General features: G+C 64.2%; 18 protein-coding genes. 4 read left to right on the forward strand and 14 right to left on the reverse strand.

The window, feature by feature from the left end:
- Positions 1-2: 2 nt before the first annotated feature.
- A complete protein-coding gene (locus tag KIT10_02185; GenBank protein ID MCW5898051.1) occupies positions 3-2,183 on the forward strand; it encodes an insulinase family protein in 2,181 nt (726 codons plus the stop codon).
- 14 nt (positions 2,184-2,197) lie between these two features.
- On the opposite strand, the gene KIT10_02190 is transcribed toward KIT10_02185, so the two are convergent.
- Together KIT10_02190 and KIT10_02195 are read right to left on the reverse strand one after the other, a co-directional pair.
- Positions 2,198-2,668 (reverse strand): acyl-CoA thioesterase, encoded by a 471-nt coding sequence (locus tag KIT10_02190; GenBank protein MCW5898052.1) that lies wholly within the window; start codon positions 2,666-2,668, stop codon positions 2,198-2,200.
- Positions 2,669-2,712: 44 nt separating this feature from the next.
- Positions 2,713-3,636: a LysR family transcriptional regulator gene (locus tag KIT10_02195; protein MCW5898053.1), complete on the reverse strand. Its 924-nt coding sequence runs from the start codon at positions 3,634-3,636 to the stop codon at positions 2,713-2,715.
- Positions 3,637-3,693: 57 nt separating this feature from the next.
- On the opposite strand from KIT10_02195, the gene KIT10_02200 reads away from it, so the two are divergent.
- Positions 3,694-4,212, forward strand: a complete 519-nt coding sequence (locus tag KIT10_02200) for a DNA starvation/stationary phase protection protein (GenBank protein ID MCW5898054.1) — start codon at positions 3,694-3,696, stop codon at positions 4,210-4,212.
- A gap of 487 nt (positions 4,213-4,699) precedes the next feature.
- Here the strand turns inward: KIT10_02200 and KIT10_02205 are convergent, their stop codons facing one another.
- From KIT10_02205 to KIT10_02255, 11 genes are all read right to left on the reverse strand, one after another.
- Entirely contained in the window at positions 4,700-5,230 is a 531-nt protein-coding gene (locus tag KIT10_02205; GenBank protein MCW5898055.1) for a hypothetical protein, read from the reverse strand.
- Between the two features lie 31 nt (positions 5,231-5,261).
- Positions 5,262-7,688: an immune inhibitor A gene (locus tag KIT10_02210; GenBank protein ID MCW5898056.1), complete on the reverse strand. Its 2,427-nt coding sequence runs from the start codon at positions 7,686-7,688 to the stop codon at positions 5,262-5,264.
- A 51-nt stretch (positions 7,689-7,739) separates the two neighbouring features.
- A complete protein-coding gene (locus KIT10_02215) occupies positions 7,740-8,750 on the reverse strand; it encodes a hypothetical protein (protein ID MCW5898057.1) in 1,011 nt (336 codons plus the stop codon).
- 64 nt (positions 8,751-8,814) lie between these two features.
- Entirely contained in the window at positions 8,815-9,489 is a 675-nt protein-coding gene (locus KIT10_02220) for a YggS family pyridoxal phosphate-dependent enzyme (GenBank protein ID MCW5898058.1), read from the reverse strand.
- 18 nt (positions 9,490-9,507) lie between these two features.
- Positions 9,508-10,722 carry a DUF1015 domain-containing protein gene (locus tag KIT10_02225; GenBank protein MCW5898059.1) on the reverse strand — a complete coding sequence of 405 codons (1,215 nt, stop codon included), beginning with the start codon at positions 10,720-10,722 and terminating at the stop codon, positions 9,508-9,510.
- Positions 10,719-11,690, reverse strand: a complete 972-nt coding sequence (locus KIT10_02230; protein MCW5898060.1) for a D-2-hydroxyacid dehydrogenase — start codon at positions 11,688-11,690, stop codon at positions 10,719-10,721. The genes KIT10_02225 and KIT10_02230 overlap by 4 nt, the downstream gene beginning before the upstream one ends.
- Positions 11,691-11,693: 3 nt before the next feature.
- Entirely contained in the window at positions 11,694-12,782 is a 1,089-nt protein-coding gene (serC, locus tag KIT10_02235; GenBank protein MCW5898061.1) for a 3-phosphoserine/phosphohydroxythreonine transaminase, read from the reverse strand.
- 63 nt (positions 12,783-12,845) lie between these two features.
- On the reverse strand, positions 12,846-13,625 hold the full coding sequence (locus KIT10_02240) for a hypothetical protein (GenBank protein ID MCW5898062.1): 780 nt from the start codon (positions 13,623-13,625) through the stop codon (positions 12,846-12,848).
- Positions 13,622-14,503: a polysaccharide deacetylase family protein gene (locus tag KIT10_02245; protein ID MCW5898063.1), complete on the reverse strand. Its 882-nt coding sequence runs from the start codon at positions 14,501-14,503 to the stop codon at positions 13,622-13,624. The genes KIT10_02240 and KIT10_02245 overlap by 4 nt, the downstream gene beginning before the upstream one ends.
- 41 nt (positions 14,504-14,544) lie before the next feature.
- Entirely contained in the window at positions 14,545-15,405 is an 861-nt protein-coding gene (locus tag KIT10_02250) for a hypothetical protein (protein ID MCW5898064.1), read from the reverse strand.
- 47 nt (positions 15,406-15,452) lie between these two features.
- Positions 15,453-15,800, reverse strand: a complete 348-nt coding sequence (locus KIT10_02255; protein ID MCW5898065.1) for a 4Fe-4S dicluster domain-containing protein — start codon at positions 15,798-15,800, stop codon at positions 15,453-15,455.
- A 99-nt stretch (positions 15,801-15,899) separates the two neighbouring features.
- Here KIT10_02255 and KIT10_02260 point away from each other — a divergent pair, with 99 nt between their 5' ends.
- Complete coding sequence (locus KIT10_02260) at positions 15,900-16,976, forward strand: acyl-CoA reductase (GenBank protein ID MCW5898066.1); 1,077 nt, start codon at positions 15,900-15,902, stop codon at positions 16,974-16,976.
- Positions 16,977-16,986: 10 nt separating this feature from the next.
- Here KIT10_02260 and KIT10_02265 read toward each other — a convergent pair whose 3' ends face one another.
- A complete protein-coding gene (locus KIT10_02265; protein ID MCW5898067.1) occupies positions 16,987-17,217 on the reverse strand; it encodes a hypothetical protein in 231 nt (76 codons plus the stop codon).
- A 618-nt stretch (positions 17,218-17,835) separates the two neighbouring features.
- Here KIT10_02265 and KIT10_02270 point away from each other — a divergent pair.
- Positions 17,836-18,804, forward strand: coding sequence for a T9SS type A sorting domain-containing protein (locus KIT10_02270; GenBank protein ID MCW5898068.1), 969 nt, complete (start codon positions 17,836-17,838; stop codon positions 18,802-18,804).
- The last annotated feature ends 68 nt before the right edge of the window (positions 18,805-18,872 follow it).

Here is an 18,872-nt window from a genome sequence, read left to right on the forward strand (position 1 = left end):
CCATGACCACACGGTCCACCAGCAGTTCGCCCGTCCGCGCCCTGGCCTTCGCCCATGGCCTATTCGCATCCTGCATCATGTACGCACAAGCCGATCGCGGCCTGCCGCCTGAACCCGGCCCGCCGCCCGTTGTCCGCGTGGGCGACCATGTCACCTTCGCCTTGCCCAATGGTTTGCGCGTGATCGTGGTGGAGGACCACAAGCTTCCTTTGGTGGGCGTCCAGTTCCACGCTGACATTCCGCCCATGGTCATCGCGGGCAAGGCGGGTCTGACCGATCTGGTGGGCGAGACCATCGCCACGGGGACCAGAACGCGCGACAAGGCCGCCATTGATGAGGCCGTGGACGCCATCGGGGCCACCTTCGAGACCTCGGCCGATGGCGTTTATGCCGCCTGCCTGAAGGAACATGTGCCGCAACTCATGGGGCTCTTCCGTGATGTGGTCACCGCGCCATCCTTCCCCGATGCGGAAGTGGACGCCGCCCGGAAGAACCTCGCCTCCCTGCTGCGCCAGCGCACCGCGGATCCCGAGGGCATCGCCGATGCGGTGATACGACGGCAGATCTACGGCAAGGCGCATCCCTATGGAGATATCGCTGCGGAGCACTCCGTGCTGCGTATCACCGCCGCCGACGCCCGCGCCTGGCATGCGCGCTACTTCCGGCCGGACAAGGGCTACCTGGTGCTGGTGGGCGCCATCACCGAAAAGGAGGCGCGCAAGCTGGCGAAGGACCATTTCGGCAAGTGGAAAGCCACGGTGCCAGTGCCCAAGAACCTGGAAAGTGGTGAGGAAAAGGTGCCGGGCCTGGGCGATGTGCGCTACCTGCGCCGTACCGCCACACCGGGCGAGAAGCGCCGCGTCTTCGTGCACGACCGGCCTGGCGCCACCCAATCGGTGGTCCGTGTGGGCCACCCGCTCAACCTCAAACCCAATGACCTGCGCGCACTTGATGCCCGGGTGATGAACACCATCTTCGGCGGGGGCACCTTCAGCTCGCGCCTCATGGACAACCTGCGCGAGGACAAGGGGTGGGCCTACGGCGCATACTCCGAGATGGACCCCGACCGGTACAACACCGCGATGATCGTATCGGTGAGCGTGCGTACCGATGCCACCTCCGCCGCGGTGGGCGAGATCATCGCGGAAATGGAACGAATGCGCGGATCCACGCCCGGCACCGAGGAATTGGAACTGGCGCGGAGCACCATGGCGGGCGCCTTCAGCCGCGCTTTGGAAGAGCCGCGCACCGTGGCGCGATTCGCCTTGGAGCAACAGTTGAACGACCTGCCCAAGGACCATTACCGCACCTGGCTGGAGCGCTTGTCCGCCGTGGGCAAGCAACAGGTGCGCTCCGCCGCCGAGGCGTTCCTGCGGCCGGAAGGCGTGGTCATCCTGGTGGTGGGCGATCTGGAGGCCATCCGCGACGAGCTGGAAAAGTTCAGCGACGACCTCCAGGAACCCATCGTGGTCATCAACGCGCAGGGCGAGCCCATGAAAGAGGTGCTGGTCGCAGTGCCGGGCATCACGCCGCAAGGCTTGATCGATGGCCACTTGGAAGCCATCGGTGGCCGCGCGAAAGCCGAGCGCATCGACGATCTGCGCATCACCTGGTCCGGCACCATGGACGGCGACACCGTGCTGGTGGAGCAATGGATCGGATCGCGCGGGCGCTACCGTTCGCGGCTGGTGTCCAAAGGCGTGACGGTGGAGGAGGTGGTGCTCGATGGGCAACGTGCCGTGCGCCGCTCACCCGCCGGCGACGAGGAACTCTTCGACATCGACCTGCGGGACATCCAACTCATCGCCGCGCCGGTGCCGGAGGTGGACATGGACCGCATCGCCGAGCGCATGACCGTGAGCGGCCGGACACCACTGGGCCGGGGACAAGCCTACAAGCTGCACATCAAGACCAGGCCCGGACCCACCTGGCAGGACTACTTCGATGTGGAGACCGGCATGCGCCTGCGCCGGGTGGAGATGAAATTCATGCACGGCCGCGGCCTCACCATCACCACCGATTATCTGGACCACAAGCCCGTTCTGGGCGTGCTGTTCCCGCATCGCATCGAACAACGTGGCGGCATCCGGGGCCGAACCATCCTGGAGGTGACCAACATCGAGGCGAACAAGGGTTTCCCGCAGGGCTTCTTCGAGACGGGACTGCCGCCGCCGGAGGATTGATCGGATACCAGCGCTCAGCGCAGTTGCGCGATGCGCTGCTCGAAGGTGATCGAGGGGTCGGGCAGGGGTGCTTCCCACGGTCGGAAGCGCGCGCTCATCGCTTCATTGTGTGGTATGGATCGTCCGCTGCGCAGGTCCACATGCACGAAGGTGCTCCACAACAAAGCCTTCAAGGCGGTCCGCTCCTCGTCCCACATGCGCATTTCCACCAGCACTTCGCGCTCGCGCCACGCGAGGATGGTGCTGTCGATGCTCACCGTTTCCATCAGCATGGCAGGCTTCAGGTAGGCGATGCGGTTGATGCCCACCACCCAGCTCGTGCCCGTTTCGCGGGCATACTGGTAGATGTTGAAGCCGAGGCCATGCATCAAGTGGTCCTCCCGCGCGTTGATGAAATAGTCCAGGTAGCGCGCGTTGTTCAGGTGGTTGAAGGGGTCGCAGTCCGGGAAACGGATCAGCGAGGTGCTCCTGAGGGTCTTTTCCATGTCGTTCTTCTTTTCGGCCATATGACGGGGCCGGCCGCCGAAAGCTACACGGGCACGGCGGCACCGCGCGATGGGGTCGCGAGCATGCGCCTGGGCACCGCCTGGCGGATGCAGCGCGACAATTCCTCCAGGAGTCTGCGCCGCACGAAGGGCTTGCGTACGACCAGGCTCACCTGCCGCACGGGTTCGGGGTCCATGAAGCGGCGCACGCGCGGGTCTTCCGGGCGAACACTCAGTTCAGGCACCAGCGTCATGCCGCTGCCGCGACGCACCATGCGTTTGAGCGTTTCAATGCTGCCGCTCTCATACAGGAGGTTCTCGTTGCCGCCGGCACTCGGTCTGTCGCACAGGCTCAGGGTCTGTTCCCGGAAGCAATGGCCTTCGCCCAGCACCCACAGCGCCTGGTCGCGGATGTCGGCGCGCTGCAGGCGCTTCTTCCGTGCGAGTTTGTGGCCGGGTGGCAGGTAGGCGAGGAAGGGCTCATTGAAGAGCGGGATCTCCTCGATGTCATCGGCATTGACCGGTGTCACCAGGATGCCGACATCCAGCTCGCCGCGCCGCAGGCCTTTGAGGATGCGGCTGGTCTTGCGCTCGTCGATGGTGAGCCGCACATCGGGATGGCCCTCCGCGAAGCGCGGCAGGAACAGGGGCAGGAGGTAGGGCGCCAGGGTGTGTATGACGCCGATCCTGTATGCGCCGGCGAGTCCCGCTTCCAACTCGTCCACCAGGTCCATGAGTTGGCCCGCCTCGCGCAGCACCACGCGCGCCTGGGCGATGAAATGCCCGCCCATGTCCGTGGGTCGCACCGGTTGTGTTCGCCGGTCGAAGAGCTCCGCGCCGATCTCCTCCTCCAGCTTGCGCACCTGCATGGTGAGGGTGGGCTGGGTCACATGGCAGGCTTCTGCGGCATGCGTGAAGTGGCGGTGCGTGTCCAAGGCCACGATGTACTCCAGTTGTTGCAGGGTCATAATGTGAAACTATTGGAACATCGAATGTATCGATGATCCCTATGGTACCTTCGCGGCATGGGAATTAGAATGCCGAATGGGACGAAGGGGAAGCGCGCCAGGTCCGTCACCAACAGTCTCGGTCTGGACAGGGATCGAAGCGCGTCTCAGGTGGAAGGCTTGAACACCATGTTGGCCACCTACCAGGTGCATTACCAGAACCTTCGGGGATGCCATTGGAACATCACCGGCCCCGCATTCTTCGAGTTGCACGCCAAGTTCGAGGAGTTGTACACCAAGGCGCAGACTTTCATCGATGAACTCGCCGAACGCATCCTGACCTTGGAAGGACGACCCTTGCACACTTTCAGCGCCTACCTGCGTGAAAGCCGCGTGAAGGAGCACCGCGACCTGACCGGTGCGAAGGAGACCGTGGCCTATGTGATGTCGGACATGACGACGCTCATCTCGCTGCAACGCGAAGCCCTGCATCTTGCCGGCGCCGCTGGGGATGAGGCCACCTCCACGCTCGTGGGCGACAACATCACGGCCATGGAAAAGGACCTTTGGATGCTGCGCGCATACAGCGCCGCGTAACGGAAAGTACATGCGTATCCGAACCAAGGGAGCCGAAGGATTGTTCAGCACCCAGAGGGCCGACAGGTCCACTGGTAAATGGGTGTGGGAGCGTACGATGGATAGGAAACCTGCAAAGTGTGGTGCCGCCGGTCCAGCGATAGGGTAAAGGCCGGCGCGTGTCACTCCGGGAGCCGTCTCGAAAGGGGCGGCTCCTTTGTTTCCAGAGGTTGCTGGTGTGGCATGGTGGTCCATCGACTGGAAGTTCTTCGGTTCAACACCATGCGGCAACTCGATGGCGTGGCCGCTGGCACCTACGTGGTGGCCGTGACGGCAGGGGAGGAGTGCCACGTGCAGAGGCTGGTGGTGCAGCCCTGAGGGAGAGTTGTGAAGTTGCGACCAGGAAGGCCGGGCCCAGTTGGTGCCTGGCCTTCTTCCATGAATCACGTGCCTTCACGAGGCCCGGCCTGGTCTACGCATTCTTGGGTGGCGGACCGGCTTCGCTGTTTCAGGCCACGCCCAGCCTTTGCTCCAGCAGCACGGCCATGTCGCGCAGCATAGTGGCCTTGTAGCTGTCCGGTTCGGCGCCTTCCGCGTCGCGCAAGAGCTTCAACGCGCGGCGGGCGGCCTTCTCCGGCCAGACCTCCTGATGCTCCACCACCGTGAGTACCTCGAAGGCGAGCGGTGCATCGCCAGTGATGGCCAGTGCCACCAAGCGTTCCAAGTGGTCGCGCACGTCGAGGCCCGCGTTCCACAGCACGGCCACCACCTCCGCCCTGATGTCGAACAGGGTGGGGTCGTCCAATGCGGCGATCAACTCCAAGGTGGCGCCTTCGGCTTTCACCTCGTGCAGCAGCGCGTTGATGCGGTGTCGGCGCGTTTCGTCCGTGGTGCGGGCCAGGGCTTGGAGCAGCGGGGGAATGGCACGGGCATCGCCATGCGCCCGGATACGGGTGATCGCCTCCAAGGCCTGGGCATCATCCTCGCTGAGCAATGCCGCGAAGGCCAGGTCCATTCGCTTGCGTTGGTCCTTGGACATGAGGCGCGAATCTACTCGGCCTTGTGCGGTCTCAGGGCCGCACCACCACCAGCCGTTGCGCGGTAACGGGCCTGTCGCCGAACAAGCCTTGCAGGAGATACACGCCAGCCGGGAGGTCGGAAACGTGCAGCCGCATGCTGCCTTGTGGGCCGCTCAACATCCAACGCTTCACCACGGCGCCCAACGCATCGCGGAGCACCAGCGCATGCCCGCCCTGTGTCGCTCCGGTCCAGGTGGCCCAGCAATGGTCCATGGCCGGGTTGGGCATCACGGCGATCGTGACCTCCTCAGGCACGTCGACCCCGGTATTCAGCGCGATGGTCTTCATCACCCTCAGGTCGTCGAAGTAGAATCCATCGCGGCGGCCCTGCGCATCGGAGATCATGCGGAAGCGAAGCTGCACCTCCTCGCCCAGGAAGTCGTCCAAAGCGATCTCCTCTCGCACCCAGGTGTAGCGCTGGCCATCGTAAACGGGCTGGCCTTCATCCTGTGCTTCGCCACCTGGCCGTGTAAAGCGCCCACAGAGCGGGACCCATGTGCTGCCATCGGATGAGGCATAGACCTGCGCGTGGTCGAAGCGGGCCTCGATGTCCCAGCGTGCCATGAAAGTGAGCACCGCCGAGGTGGCGTCCGTTAGATCGAAAGGTTGCGCCAGCGTGATGGTGCGCACGTTGTTGTTCGGGTAGTCGCCGTTGGGCGAATCGGTGATGGAAGTGGGTGGGGAATGCCAGTACGCGGCGCTCAGGCCCCAGGTGTTAGTTTGCCATTGGGCCATGGAGGAACCGTTCTCCACCAGCACGGTGAGTGGTGTGCCGAAGTGTTTGATGAGCGTATCGCGCAGGGTGTAGGCACCGTTGCTGACCGCGAGAACGAAGCGCATCACCTCGCCTTGAAGCATTGCCGGGGCGGGTGTGAAGGCGATGGAGTCGATACGGGTCTCCAAAAGGGCCATATCGCCGAAGACGATCGGTGCGCCTGTGGTGGAGACGTTCTCCAAGGGTTCGAGGGAGACGATCAGGTCTCCGGCTTCCTGGCCGAGACGTGTGAGGTGGAACACGATGTGCCCTTCGGGACCATCCAGGATCCCGGGCGATCGGTCGGCGGCCATGCCGTATACCCCGGCGAGGTGGGCGGTGCGCAGGTTCCCGGCCATCATGTCCTGGCAGATGGGTACGATGCGCGTGCTGGGTGGCCAGAAGCCGTCGCTGCCGAAGCCCGCCTCGGGGGTCATGGAGAGGATGTCCTGTTCGGCGTACATCCAGTCGTCACTGCCGCCGTTCACCACGTAGTTCACCGTCTGGTCGCCCGTGCCATAGAGGTAACGGTTGTGCTCCGCGATGTGCGCGCCGTATTCGGCGAACACGGCCGAATCGGGCGTGAAGAAGGAGGGGAGGTAACCCCAGGGATGGATCAGCAGGCCGCCGAAGGTGTGGTTGTTCATGGCCAGGCGGAAGTTCCTGCTGGCGCTGAAGTCGCGGATGACCTGGGTTTCCGGCTCGGAGAAGGGCTCCGTGCCCCGGTAAACCTGCGACTCCGGGTTGCCCGAGGAGCCGCTGTTGTCGTAGCCCCAGGCATGGCCGTAGTTGCGGTTGAGGTCCACGCCGAAGGAACCGCCGGCATTGGGCCTGCGGTTCTTGCGCCACATGCCGCCACCATCCGGCGCCAGATCGTGGTTGTACACATAGCCATCCGGGTTCACGCAGGGCACGAAGTAGAACTCGAAATGGTCCAGCAGGTAGGTGGCCTCGGGATCGCTGCCGTAGTTCTCCAGCAGGTGCCACATGAAGAAGATCAGTTGCGAGAGCGACCCCGGTTCGCGCGCGTGGTGCAGCGCGTTGTAGAAGACCTCGGGCTTGCCTTGTTCCACATCGGGGTCGTTGGACATGCGCACCATGTGGATGGGCCTTCCTTCCAGGCTCAGGCCGATCTCTTGTTTCGCGGAGACCAACCCCGGGAACTCGGCGTGCATCAGGTCCAGGACGTCGAGCATCTCCTCCCAGATGTAGTAGCCGCCCATGCTGCCCAGGGTGAAGTGCGCCGGCACGGGAAACGCAGGAGGACCACCACAAGCATTTCCATCGCCCGCCTTCTCCGATGCGCCCGAGTTGTTGCGCGCGACATACCAGGTGGTCACATCGGCGATGAGCACCTCACAGCGGAAGCCGTGTGACCTTGCTCGAGCGATCTCCGACAGGGAAAGATCCGTTTCGATCCAGGCACCGGGCCGCACATCACCGTGGTCCACCGCCAGGCCCAGCGCGCCCAACCGTTCCATGGCGCGGGGGTCGTCATCGAACCAGATGCGCACGCGGTCGTGTTGTTCGATGCCTTGGCCATGCAGGGCGGGCAAGGTCAACAACAGCAGGAGGGAAGCGAGCAGTGTTCGGCGCATGGTGTTGGTGCCTGGGATCGGCACCACAAGGTAGACCTTGGCCATGGGAGCGGTCCGTCCGTTCATGACAACGGACCCCGAAGGGTCCGCGTCATGGGTCTTGGCAAGGAAGCGGTCTCAGAGGTTGACGAAGCTGCGGCGGGCGGGCTTGCGCTTGAACTTGTAGCTCACCTCGAAGCTCAGGAAGCTGATGGTGTCCAGCAAGCCCGGATTGCCACGTCGGCTGGTGAAGATGCCCTCTTCGCCGTTGGTGCCCAGGCCGGTGGGGTCGCTGATGTAGCGCGCCAGTTCCTGCTTCACGGGGTCATTGGCATAGGTGGCATCGATCTCCGCCCAGGTGGCGTAGCGGTCGCTCACATCGTCGATGCGGTCATTGGTGAACATGAGGTACTGGTACTCCACGCCGAGGCTGATCTCCTTGGTGATCATGTAGCGCACACCGGCGCCCATGGGCACGGCCACATGCCAGGGGGAATCGCGTGAGGCGCGTGTGTTCTCGCCGTAGCCCTTCGGCGCCTGGGTCAGCCAGTCGTACAGGTCGGTCTCGTACTCTCCGTCCTTCTCGATCACCTGCGCGTCGGGTGTTCCGGGCGCCGCGTCGCGGATGGTGCCGTCGTTCCAGAACCAGTAGCGGTTGGCCGGGTCGATGTCGCCGCGGAAGAGATCGGCCTTCGGACGGCCGTGGTAGACGCCCAGGCCGATGTGGAAGTACATGAAGAAACGCTGCTGGAACAGGGGCTGGTAGGGCTCACGGTAGGCATTCAGAACCAGGTGTCCCGAGGCGCCCACCAGATCGTTGCGGAAGCTGAGGCCACGGCGCAGGTTCTTCATTTCGGAGAGTTCCATCCCCGGTATCAGGGCGCGTTCGTCGTAGCCCACGCGGAACCAGCTCAGCCGGGCCTCGGTGGTGAGCGAGCGCGTCACATAGCGCTTCGGGTTGTTCAGGAAATCGCGGAAGGTGAGCGTCATGCCCGGCCTGGCGCTGTTCCACTGCACGGGGCCGTCGTAGTTGCCCAGGTCGCCATAGTACTGGACCGCGCCAGTGGCCACACCCACCTCCAAACTGCGTTGGGCCATGGTGGCGGGTGCTGCGGAGACGAGCAGGAACGGAAGGAGAAGGCGGCGCATGGTGGTCGTTGGGCACATCAAACTTACAGTGGAAAGACGCCGGCGACCCGGCCGGTTGCCTGGTTCATCCTCGCGGGCCGAAGAGGGCCGTGCCGATGCGCACCATGGTGGAACCTTCCGCGATGGCCAGGTCCGCATCGTCGCTCATGCCCATGCTCAGGGTGTCGAAGGTGGCATGGTCCACGCTGTTCTCCGCGTGCAACGAGCGGTACAGGGCGCCCAGCCGGGCGAACTCCCGGCGCACCTGCTCCCGGTCCCTGGTAAGGGTGGCCATGCCCATCAGTCCGCGCGCACGGAGTCCGGGCCATCGGCCCGCCCCGAAGGCTTTCAACAGTGCGCGCAGATCGTGCTCCTGCGAACCGTGTTTCGTGTCCTCCGCTGCGATGCGCAGTTGCAGCAGCACATCGATGGTCCGGCCGGTGGCGGCGGCGCGCTTGTCCAGTTCATCCAGCAGCCGCTCACTGTCCACGGCATGCACCAGATGTACGAATGGCGCCAAGTACTTCACCTTGTTGGTCTGCAGGTGGCCGATGAAGTGCCAGCGGATGTCGGCCGGGAGAAGCGGCTGCTTGTCACGCAATTCCTGCGGGTAGTTCTCGCCGAAGTCCCGGTGGCCCAGGTCGTACAGCGCGCGGATCTCCTCCACAGTCCGCGTCTTGCTTACGGCCACCAGGGTCACATTCGGCGGAAGGGCGGCCTTCACCCGATCGTATCGTTCCTTCAGCGCGGTGGTGTCCATGGGTGTGCCGCGATGTTCTCAGCCTTTGGGGTCCAGGTCGTACACGAGCAGGCCGCTGCGAAGCTTGGGTTCTATCCAGGTGCTCTTGGGGGGCATGGTGCCTCCGTGGTCGGCCACGGCCTGCAGTTCCGCGAAGCTCACCGCGTGCAGGTGGAAGGCCACGGCGGCCTCACCGGCTTCCACCATATGTTCCAATGCGGAGGTGCCCTGCGTGCCAGGCACAAAACCAACGCGCGGGTCGGTGCGCAGGTCCTGGATGCCGAGGATCGGTCCCAGCACCAGTTCGCTCAGCCGCGCGGCATCCAGGCGGGCATCGGGCGCGGCATCGGCAGGCGGTGGCGTCAGTCTCAATCCATGCCAGCCGCCCGGCGTGCGCACGGCCACCAGGCCTGGTTCGGTCCACGGAGCGGCCATGGGAATGGGATCGCCGGCCTGCCTCAAGCGATCCAGGAAGTCAGCTTCCGACAGCCCGCCCAGATCGGCCACGGTGCGGTCGAAGTTGTAGATGTACAGTTGGGGCTTGGGTACGATGAAGGCCAGGCACCAGGCGCGGGGATCGTTCTCATCGGCATCATGCGCCTCTGAGAGTCGAGCGCTCGAGGCCATGCGGTGGTGGCCATCGGCGATGTAGAGGGCGGGGACCTCCGCGAAGGTCTTGTGCAGGGCCTGCTCCAATGCGGGATCGTGGACGGTCCAGAGGCGGTGCCGTACGCGATCGGTGGTGCTGAAGTCCACATCGGGACGGATGTTGAGGAGCGGATCGAGCAGGGCTTCCCAGGCGATGCCCGCCGGCGTGCAGAGCAGCACGGGCTCGGCGTTGATGCCGGTGCTGGCGAGATACTCGGCGAAGAGGTACTCGCGCGCAGTGAGCGTCTGCTCATGCACCCTGATGCGGCCTTCTCGGTAGTCACGCACCGACACGCCCGCGATGATGCCACGGGACACGTTGCCGCGATGCTGTTGCTCATACACGTACAACGTGGGCTTGGCATCCCGCACCATCACGCCCCTGTGCACGAAGTCGTGGAAGGCGGCACGCACGGCGGCGAAGCGTTCAGCGCGGGTGGCGTCGCCAAGCCCCGGAGGGTGGATCACGTGCAGGAAGGTCCAGGGGTTGCCGGCGAGCCGGTCGGCGAGTTCCGCCTCGCTGTACGAAACGTAGGTGCGCGAACCCACCAGGTGGGCCTTGTCCGGCGCGGGGCGCCAGGCGCGGAAGGGCCGCAGCGCGATCATCCGCTCACCTGCACGGAGGAGCGCCAGGCCACCAGGCGGTCCACCAGCTCCTGGCCCACGCGGTCCTGCGCCTCGGCGGTGGCGGCGCCGATGTGGGGACTCAGCGAGATGGCCTCGTGGGCGAGCAGGTCGGCGCGCGGCTCGGGCTCATTGGTGAAGACATCCAGAGCGGCGCCCTTCACCCGGCCTTCGTTCAGGGCCTTCAGCAGGGCGTCCTCATCCACGCTGCCGCCGCGTGCGGTGTTCACGATGACCACACCGGGCTTCACCAGCGCCAATTCGGCCGCGCCCAGCACGGGGGCGCCATCTTTCTGTGCGGGCACGTGCAGGCTGATCGCGTCGCTTTGCGCGAGGAGTTCGGCCATGGAGACCATCTTCACCGGTACGCGCACGGTGTGTCCACCCACCTCCATTTCGATGGCCTCCGCCACGGCATGGTTGTCCACGTAGATCACGCGCATGCCGGCGCCCAGCGCATAGCGGGCGGTCCATTGACCGATGCGTCCGAAGCCGACCACACCCAGCGTCCTGCCACGCACTTCGCCGCCCTTCTCGTACTCCTTCTTCAGTTCCTTGAAGCGCGCGCGTCCCTCGCCGGGCATGCGCCGGTTGCTCTTGTGCAGGCTGCGCATCAGGCCGAAAAGGTGGGCCATCACCAGCTCGGCCACACTGATGCTCGATGCCGATGGGGTGTTGATCACCTCGATGCCCCTGGCGTGCGCATGGGCCACATCAATGTTGTCCAGGCCCACACCGCCGCGCCCGATGACCTTCAGGCCCGGGCAGGCGTCGATGAGGTCCTTGCGCACCTTGGTGGCACTGCGTACCAGCAGCACTTCCACACGTTCCCTGGCGATGAACTCCGCCAGCTGGTCCTGTGGCACGGCCTGCGTGCTCACCTGGAATCCCTCTTCCTGCAAAGCGGCCTTGGCGCTCGCTGCGATACCGTCGTTGGCGTGTACACGCATGGTCTATCCGTTCTTTTTGGCGAAGTCCTTCATCACATCCACCAACACCCGCACGCTCTCGATGGGCAGGGCGTTGTACATGCTGGCGCGGTAGCCGCCCACGCTGCGGTGGCCACGCAGGCCGCTGATGCCGGCCTCTTTCCACAACGCGTCGAACGCGGGTTCCAGCGCCTTGTCCTTCAGTACGAAGGTGGCGTTCATGTTGGAGCGGTCCTCCCGGGCGGTGGTGCCTTCGAAGAGTGGCAGCGCATCGATGGCACCGTACAGCAGCGCGGCACGCGCCTCGGCGCGACGCTCGGCCTCGGCGACCCCACCGATGTCCTTCAGCCATTGCAAGGTGAGCATGCTCACGTACACGGCATAGACCGGCGGCGTGTTGTACATGCTCTCCTTGGCCGCGTGGTTCTTCAGGTCCATCATGGGGCTCAGCTTGCGGCCGGTGTTGCCGGTGCGCTCGGGGTCGAAGAGGTAGACGGTGGTTCCGGCGGGTCCCATGTTCTTCTGCGCTCCTGCGTAGATCAGCGCGAAGTCCTTCACCGCCACCGGCCGGCTGAAGATGTCGCTGCTCATGTCGCAGACCACCGGCACGGGACTTTTCGGGAAGGCCTTGTATTGTGTGCCGAAGATGGTGTTGTTGCTGGTGAGGTGGAAGTAGTCGGCGTCGGCGGGGATCTCGTAGCCCTTGGGGATGTAGTTGAAGTTGCGGTCCTCGCTGCTGGCCACCACCACGCAGTCGCCCGCGAGCCTGGCTTCCTTGATGGCGCGTGCGCTCCATTCGCCGGTGTTGGCATAGGCGCTGCGGCCACCGGGGCGCAGGTAGTTCTGCGGCACCATGTGGAAGCCCATGCTGGCGCCGCCACCGAGGAAGACCACCTGGTAATGGTCGGGTGCGCCCAGCAGTTCCTTCACCAGCGCCTGCGCCCTGGCCATCACCTCCTCGATGGGCTTGCTGCGGTGGCTCATCTCCAGAATGGAGAGGCCGGTGCCTTGGAAGTCGATCACCGCTTGGGCGGCCTGCTGGAAGACCTCCTGGGGGAGAATGCAGGGGCCGGCGCTGTAGTTGTGGACCTTGGGTCTGGTGAGGGTGCTCATCCGCTGTGGGCGATAGGTCGGCAAAGGTATGCCCCTGCCTGAACCAGCCCGGGATGACCGCGATCAGGCGCGTGCCGCGAGCCTTTTGTGCTGCCGCATGATGCGCAGATACTGCCCGAAGGTGGGCGTGGTGCGCTTGTGCCCTGCACCTTGGGGCTTCGCATCCGCCAGGTGCTTCGGCAGATCATCCAGCACGCGGCGGAGGCCGGCGGCACTGGCTTCCAACAGCGCGGCCATGGTGTGCGCCACAGTGGCGCGCAGGGTGGGCATGAAGTGTATGGCCACCACTTCGCGCAGCAGTATGGCGCCGGTGTCGATGCCCCGGTCGATGCGGTGGATGGTGTAGCCGGTGTTCGGGGATCCATCGTGGATGGCCCAGACCACGGCTTGTGCGTTCTGGCGCTCGGGCAGCAATTCGTGGTGGATGTTGAGCATGCCCAGGCGCGGTACGGTGAACACCCGCGACGGGATGTAGCCGTTGCCCAGGCTGATGGCGATGTCGGCGCCGGAGGCACGCAAGAGCTCCACCGTTCGCGCATGGCCGATCGCGGGGGTGACGGCGAACGCGATCCCGTACTGTTGGCAAAGGATCTCCAGGTCCTCCATGGGGAGGATCGCCCGCACGTCCGCATCATACCAGCGCCGCATGCGAAGGCCCATCCAGGCGCCCAATGGTCCGATGCGCAGGATCTTCCCCAGCTTCTTTCGCCATGCCCGATCGCTCGGAGGACCACCTTCCACCAGGATCACCTGCGCCACTTGAAAACGCCCACTGCCGATCAGGGCGGGCAGATGATGGGCGGCCGTGCCCCGGCGCGCGCTGGTCAGCAGGGCCACCTTCATGTCCGCGCGGGATAGCGGTTGTTCGCGGGATCGGCCTTCAGCGCGTTGGCGGCGAGGAAGTAGCGCACGTGGTCCAGCGGCCAGTCGAGGACCACATGATCGCGTCGGATGAGCAACTGGTCGTGTGGTACGGGCGTGTCGACCACATGGCAGCCACGTTCCGCACTGGCACAACTGCGGTGGCCGGCGGCGAACACGGCGCGGAAGCCTTCCACCGGCAGGTCCGTGAAACGACCATAGGGGTAGGCGAAATGTGGTGCTTCGCCCAGATGGGAGACGATCGTTCCGCGACTCCTGGCGATGTCCTCGGCAAGGGCTTCGGTCCCCAGGCGGGCCAATCTGTGGTGCTCCCAACTGTGCGAGCCTATCTCGTGGCCCATGGCCTTCAGCGCCGACACTTCGTCCCAGCCGAGGAAGGCCACCGGCGGAAAGTGCAAGCGCTCACCGCAGATCTCCCGGATGCGCTTTTCGTCCCGCAGGGCGATCAGGCCGGGGTTGATGAAGAAGCAGGCGCTGATGCCGTGGTCGCGCAGGATGCGGCCGCCATCCAGATTGTTGCGGAAGCCGTCGTCGGAACTGATGCACAGGTAGGGCTTGTCGATCCGCGCCTCCAGCACGCGGTCCACCGCTTCACTGTAAGGGATGAAGGTGTGCGTGCGGCCCAGCTCCGCGATCAGGCGTTCCAGCGCGGGCAGTTCGTCGCTGAAGGTGTGGTGGATGTAGAGGAATTGCACGCGCGGTCTTTCCAGCGCGTCGGCCATGCGTCCGCTCCAGCGGTAGAAGGAACTCATTCCCGTGAGGGCGGCATGCCGCAATCGGCCACGCATGCCGGCTGGCGCGTATTCCTTGATCTCGGCGTAACGTTCGGCGAAGGGCATCGGTGGCGCGGTGCGCGGCGGCCGAAGTTAGCGGGCCGGCATCAGCGGCGCGGCTCGGGCGGTGGTGTGTTGAAGGGCCGGTCCGGCTTGCGCATGTCACGCGCGTCGATGTCGCGCTCGAAGCGCCAATGGTCCTTGTCCCACACATAGGCGTCGTAGCTCAGGTCCGGGCCGTAGAAGGCACGCTGTCCTTCCAGGTCGCCACGTGTTGGGGAGAGGTGGTCCAGCACGATGCGGCCAAGTTGGGGTTCGTGCCGCAGCATCATGGTGGCCTGGAAGGAGAAGCCGAAGACCTGGCGCGTGCGACGGATCCGGCCCTCGCCGAAGAGCGGCGCCCCGAAGCGCGGCTGCCCGCCCTTGAAGTGGAGCACGTCGATCACTTTGCGCGTCTCCACCTTACTGTGGCCCTTCCAGCCCAGCAGCGTGTACCACACCTTGCCGCCCTTGCGCACGGGGACCACCTCGTAGTACAGTGCGCCGTACCAGCGCTCGGGTCCCAGTTCAGGCACCTCGGGAGCTGTGATCGCCGCTGTGCCATCCTTCAGCTCCGTCAGGATCGTACGCGATCCCTGCCGGTGCAGCAACAGACCCTCGTAGCGGTGCGTGCCGTCCGTGCGTGGCACGTTCCAGGTGATGAGCCGGAAGCTGCCGTCGGGTGCCTCCACGCGGCTCAGCGGAAGGTCCGTCAATGGTATCGTCAGCGCATCTGGCCGGGACAACACTTCCCGCAGTGTGGCCTTGAGCGCGGCGCTGATGCTGTCGCGCACCGCATCTCCGTTGGCCTGTTGCAGGGCCTTGGCCTCGGCGATCGCCTTGGGCAGTGCATTCTGCTCCTGCGCGTTCCCGGGAGAAGCGAAAAGCGTGAGGAGATAGACCGGAAGGACAAGCCGCATGTGCATCATCAACGGCGAAGATCGGGCCGGTCGTGTCCCAACCCCTCGACCTCCAGCTACAAGTGCATGAACTCCTTCTTCGCCATCAACTGCTCCTTGGTCTCGCGGTGGTCGGGGTCGTCCACGCAGCAATCCACGGGGCAAACGGCGGCGCACTGCGGCTCATCGTGGAAGCCGGTGCATTCGGTGCATTTGTCGGAAACGATGTAGTAGACGTCCATGGCCACGGGCTTCTGGGCGGCGTCCGCATCGTAGCTGTTCCCCGTGGGGGTGGTCTGCGCACCATGCAACGCCGTGCCGTCGCCAAGCCGCCATTCCACGCCACCCTCGTAGATGGCGTTGTTGGGACATTCGGGTTCACATGCACCGCAGTTGATGCATTCGTCGGTGATCATGATCGCCATGGCGGGGAGGTCTACTTTTGTGCGCCCGCCGCGCGGTACAGCGTACCAGGCGTTCCAGGCGGCGGCAAAGATAGGATCCGCAACAGGGTGGTGAAGGGCATGGTCCGGAGCACTGGGAACACGGTCACCGATCGCTTGGTCGCACTGGCGCAACTGGGCCGCGTGATGGGCGCCATCGGCCGCAGGGAACCCTGGCAGGGAGATGCCCTCGGGCTGGCGGAGATCGAATACGACGCGTTGGATGCCGCCGTGCGCCGCGCTGCACAGGCCAACGGCTGGGCCACCGAGGAGAACGTACGACACGCTTTCGTGGCGTGGTCCCAAGCGCTTGATGGGGATGCGCCCGCGCGTTGGCTGGCGGCCTATCCGGAACTGGCGCATGATGGACGACCGCAGCGCACCGTGGGCCTGGTGCTCCCGGGCAATGTGCCGTTGGTGGGCCTGCACGATCTGCTGTGCGTATGGCTCAGCGGACACCGCGCCGTGGCAAAGAACTCCACGCAGGAACCGGAGCTGCTGCCCCTGCTGGCCGGGGTGTTGGAACGATTCGTGCCCAGCACCGAGGAACAAGTGTCTTTCACAGCGGGCCGCCTGGGCACGGTGGATGCCGTGATCGCCACGGGCAGCGACAACACCGCACGCTATTTCGAGCACTACTTCGGCCACCTGCCGCGCATCGTGCGGAAAAGCCGGGTGAGCGTGGCCGTGCTGGATGGCACCGAGACCGACGCCGAACTGGCCGCGCTGGGCGAGGATGTGTTCCGCTACTTCGGCCTGGGTTGCCGCAACGTGTCCAAGCTCTATCTGCCGCAGGACTTCGACCTGGACCGTCTCTTCGGGGCCTTCTTCGCGTGGAAGGACATCGTGCACCACAAGAAGTACGGCAACAACTACGACTACACCCGCGCGCTCTGGTTGTTGGATCGCGTTCCTTTCCTGGAGAACGGATTTCTCCTGCTCCGCGAAGTGGAGGCCCTGCCCAGCGCCGTGGCCACTTTGCATTACACACGCTACACCGATCGCGAAGCGGTAAATACCGACCTGAGGTCACACGTGGACAAGATCCAATGCATCGTGGGCCATGGGCGAATTCCATTCGGCCAGGCGCAACACCCGGCCCTGTGGGACTATGCTGACGACGTGGATACCATGCGGTTCCTGATGGAGCTGCGATGACCTACGGGCACTACTCGTAGCAACCCAGGTCGAAGCCTTCGCCGTCGCAGTTGCGCATGTCGCCATTGATATCCTGGATGGCCTCGATGGTGCTGGAGGTGCCCCGGTTGCGGGCGAAGGCGCCCTGCGTGAGCCGGAAGTTGCGTTCCACGCTGCTGACGAAACTGAAAAAACTCTGCAGGGTCTCTCGCAGAGGACCCTGCACCTCAGCCGGGCAACTATCCTGATCGGCCCACTGCAACCAACGTATCGAGTGTGATCTCTACAAGAAGTTATCCATCATTCCTTGGTCGGTCGAATTCCATCATCTACATTCGTTCAGCATGAAGTTCCTTGGGTTCCGATCGGATGAACGCTTCACCCGTATATGCGGGCCTACTGCGGTACGTCCCCAAGGGGCCACGGGCGTGATATCTGCGGTACAGGGATCGGCACATCACCGCGACGACGGAGGGGCTCTCTCTCTCTCTCTCTCTCTCTCTCTACAATGACGCGGCCTGCAAAGGCCACCACGAAGAAGCCCCCGGTGCTTGGAACACCGAGGGCCTTGGTCGCTCATGTCCCACCAACCCACTGGTATAGGTAAACGAAACAGAGCACTGCGAAGGTAAGGTGCCCCATGGCCATCGGCAGCACCGGCCGCCCATGAGCGGTCTTGACGATGGGCCCACCCGCCAGGGATACGGCGGGGCATACCGGCGGGGCCGCAACGCCGGTGGTGCTTGGCAAGCGGTGACCGGACCGATGCACCGGGGAACCCATCGCCAACAGGCGGTGCCCGGCGCTCGATCGACAACGAACACGAACGATGACCTCTCGCGCGATGGACAATAGGTGGCCGGGCAATAGCCTTGGCTGCATGCTCGGTTGCCTGTTGTTCATGGCCGCTTTGCCCTGTATGGCCCAGAACCTGGTGCCCAACCCCTCCTTCGAGGAGTTCACGGATTGCCTGGAGGTGAACACCGCCTATACCGTGGAAACCGGCCCCTTGGGTTGGTTCTCGGCTGGAGGTACTGGCGATTACTACTTGAGTTGCCTGCCATACGGGGCGTTCAATGGGGTACCCCTCAGTTCCGCGGCTTTCCAATATCCACAGGATGGGGAGTGCTACGCAGGTGTGGTTACTTACCAACAGAGCCCAGAGGTTCGCGAATTCTTCATGATCGAGCTTTTGCAACCTTTGATGGTAGGTCAAACCTACTTTGCCAGCTTCTTTGCGAACGCGGCTTGGAACGGGAGTTTACCCTACCCGCCAGTTTACCTTGCATCGAGCCACGTGGGCATGAAGTTCACCACACAACCAAGTCCATGGGTGAACGGAGACCCCTGGCCGACCGGTGACAATGAGGCGCACGTGTACCACCCTTGGATCATTGCGGACACCGTGGGTTGGACCTTGGTGAGCGGCAGCTTCGTGGCCGACAGTGCCTACCAGTACGTGATGATCGGGAACCACTTCGACAATGCCAACACGGATACACTCCACTTTGCCACATTTGCTTGGACGCCGAGAGCGTACACGTTGATAGATAACGTGTGCGTTTCACCGGATCCCAAGGGGTGTCCTTTGGCGCTGGGAGTATCCGAGCCAGAATTGAATGCGGTGGTGTTGTTCCCCAACCCGGCGAGTGCGGAGATCGCGTTGGGCGGAGTGCCAGTTGGTAGCAACATCAGCATCCATGACGCGCTGGGGCGGTTGGTGTGGCGTGAAGAGAAGATGGGCGGCAGTTGGCGTAAGAACGTGCGGGCATGGGCCAGAGGCACCTATGTGCTGCGCTTGGAGCAAGAGGGGAGGATTCGTTCGTTCAAGTTCGTGTTGATCGAGTAGCGGAGATCCGGTCTTCGGAAGAGAATGAACTCAAACAACCGAAGACCATGAAACATACAATTCAAAGG

Source organism: Flavobacteriales bacterium (assembly GCA_026129465.1).
GTDB lineage: Bacteria > Bacteroidota > Bacteroidia > Flavobacteriales_F > PHOS-HE28 > PHOS-HE28.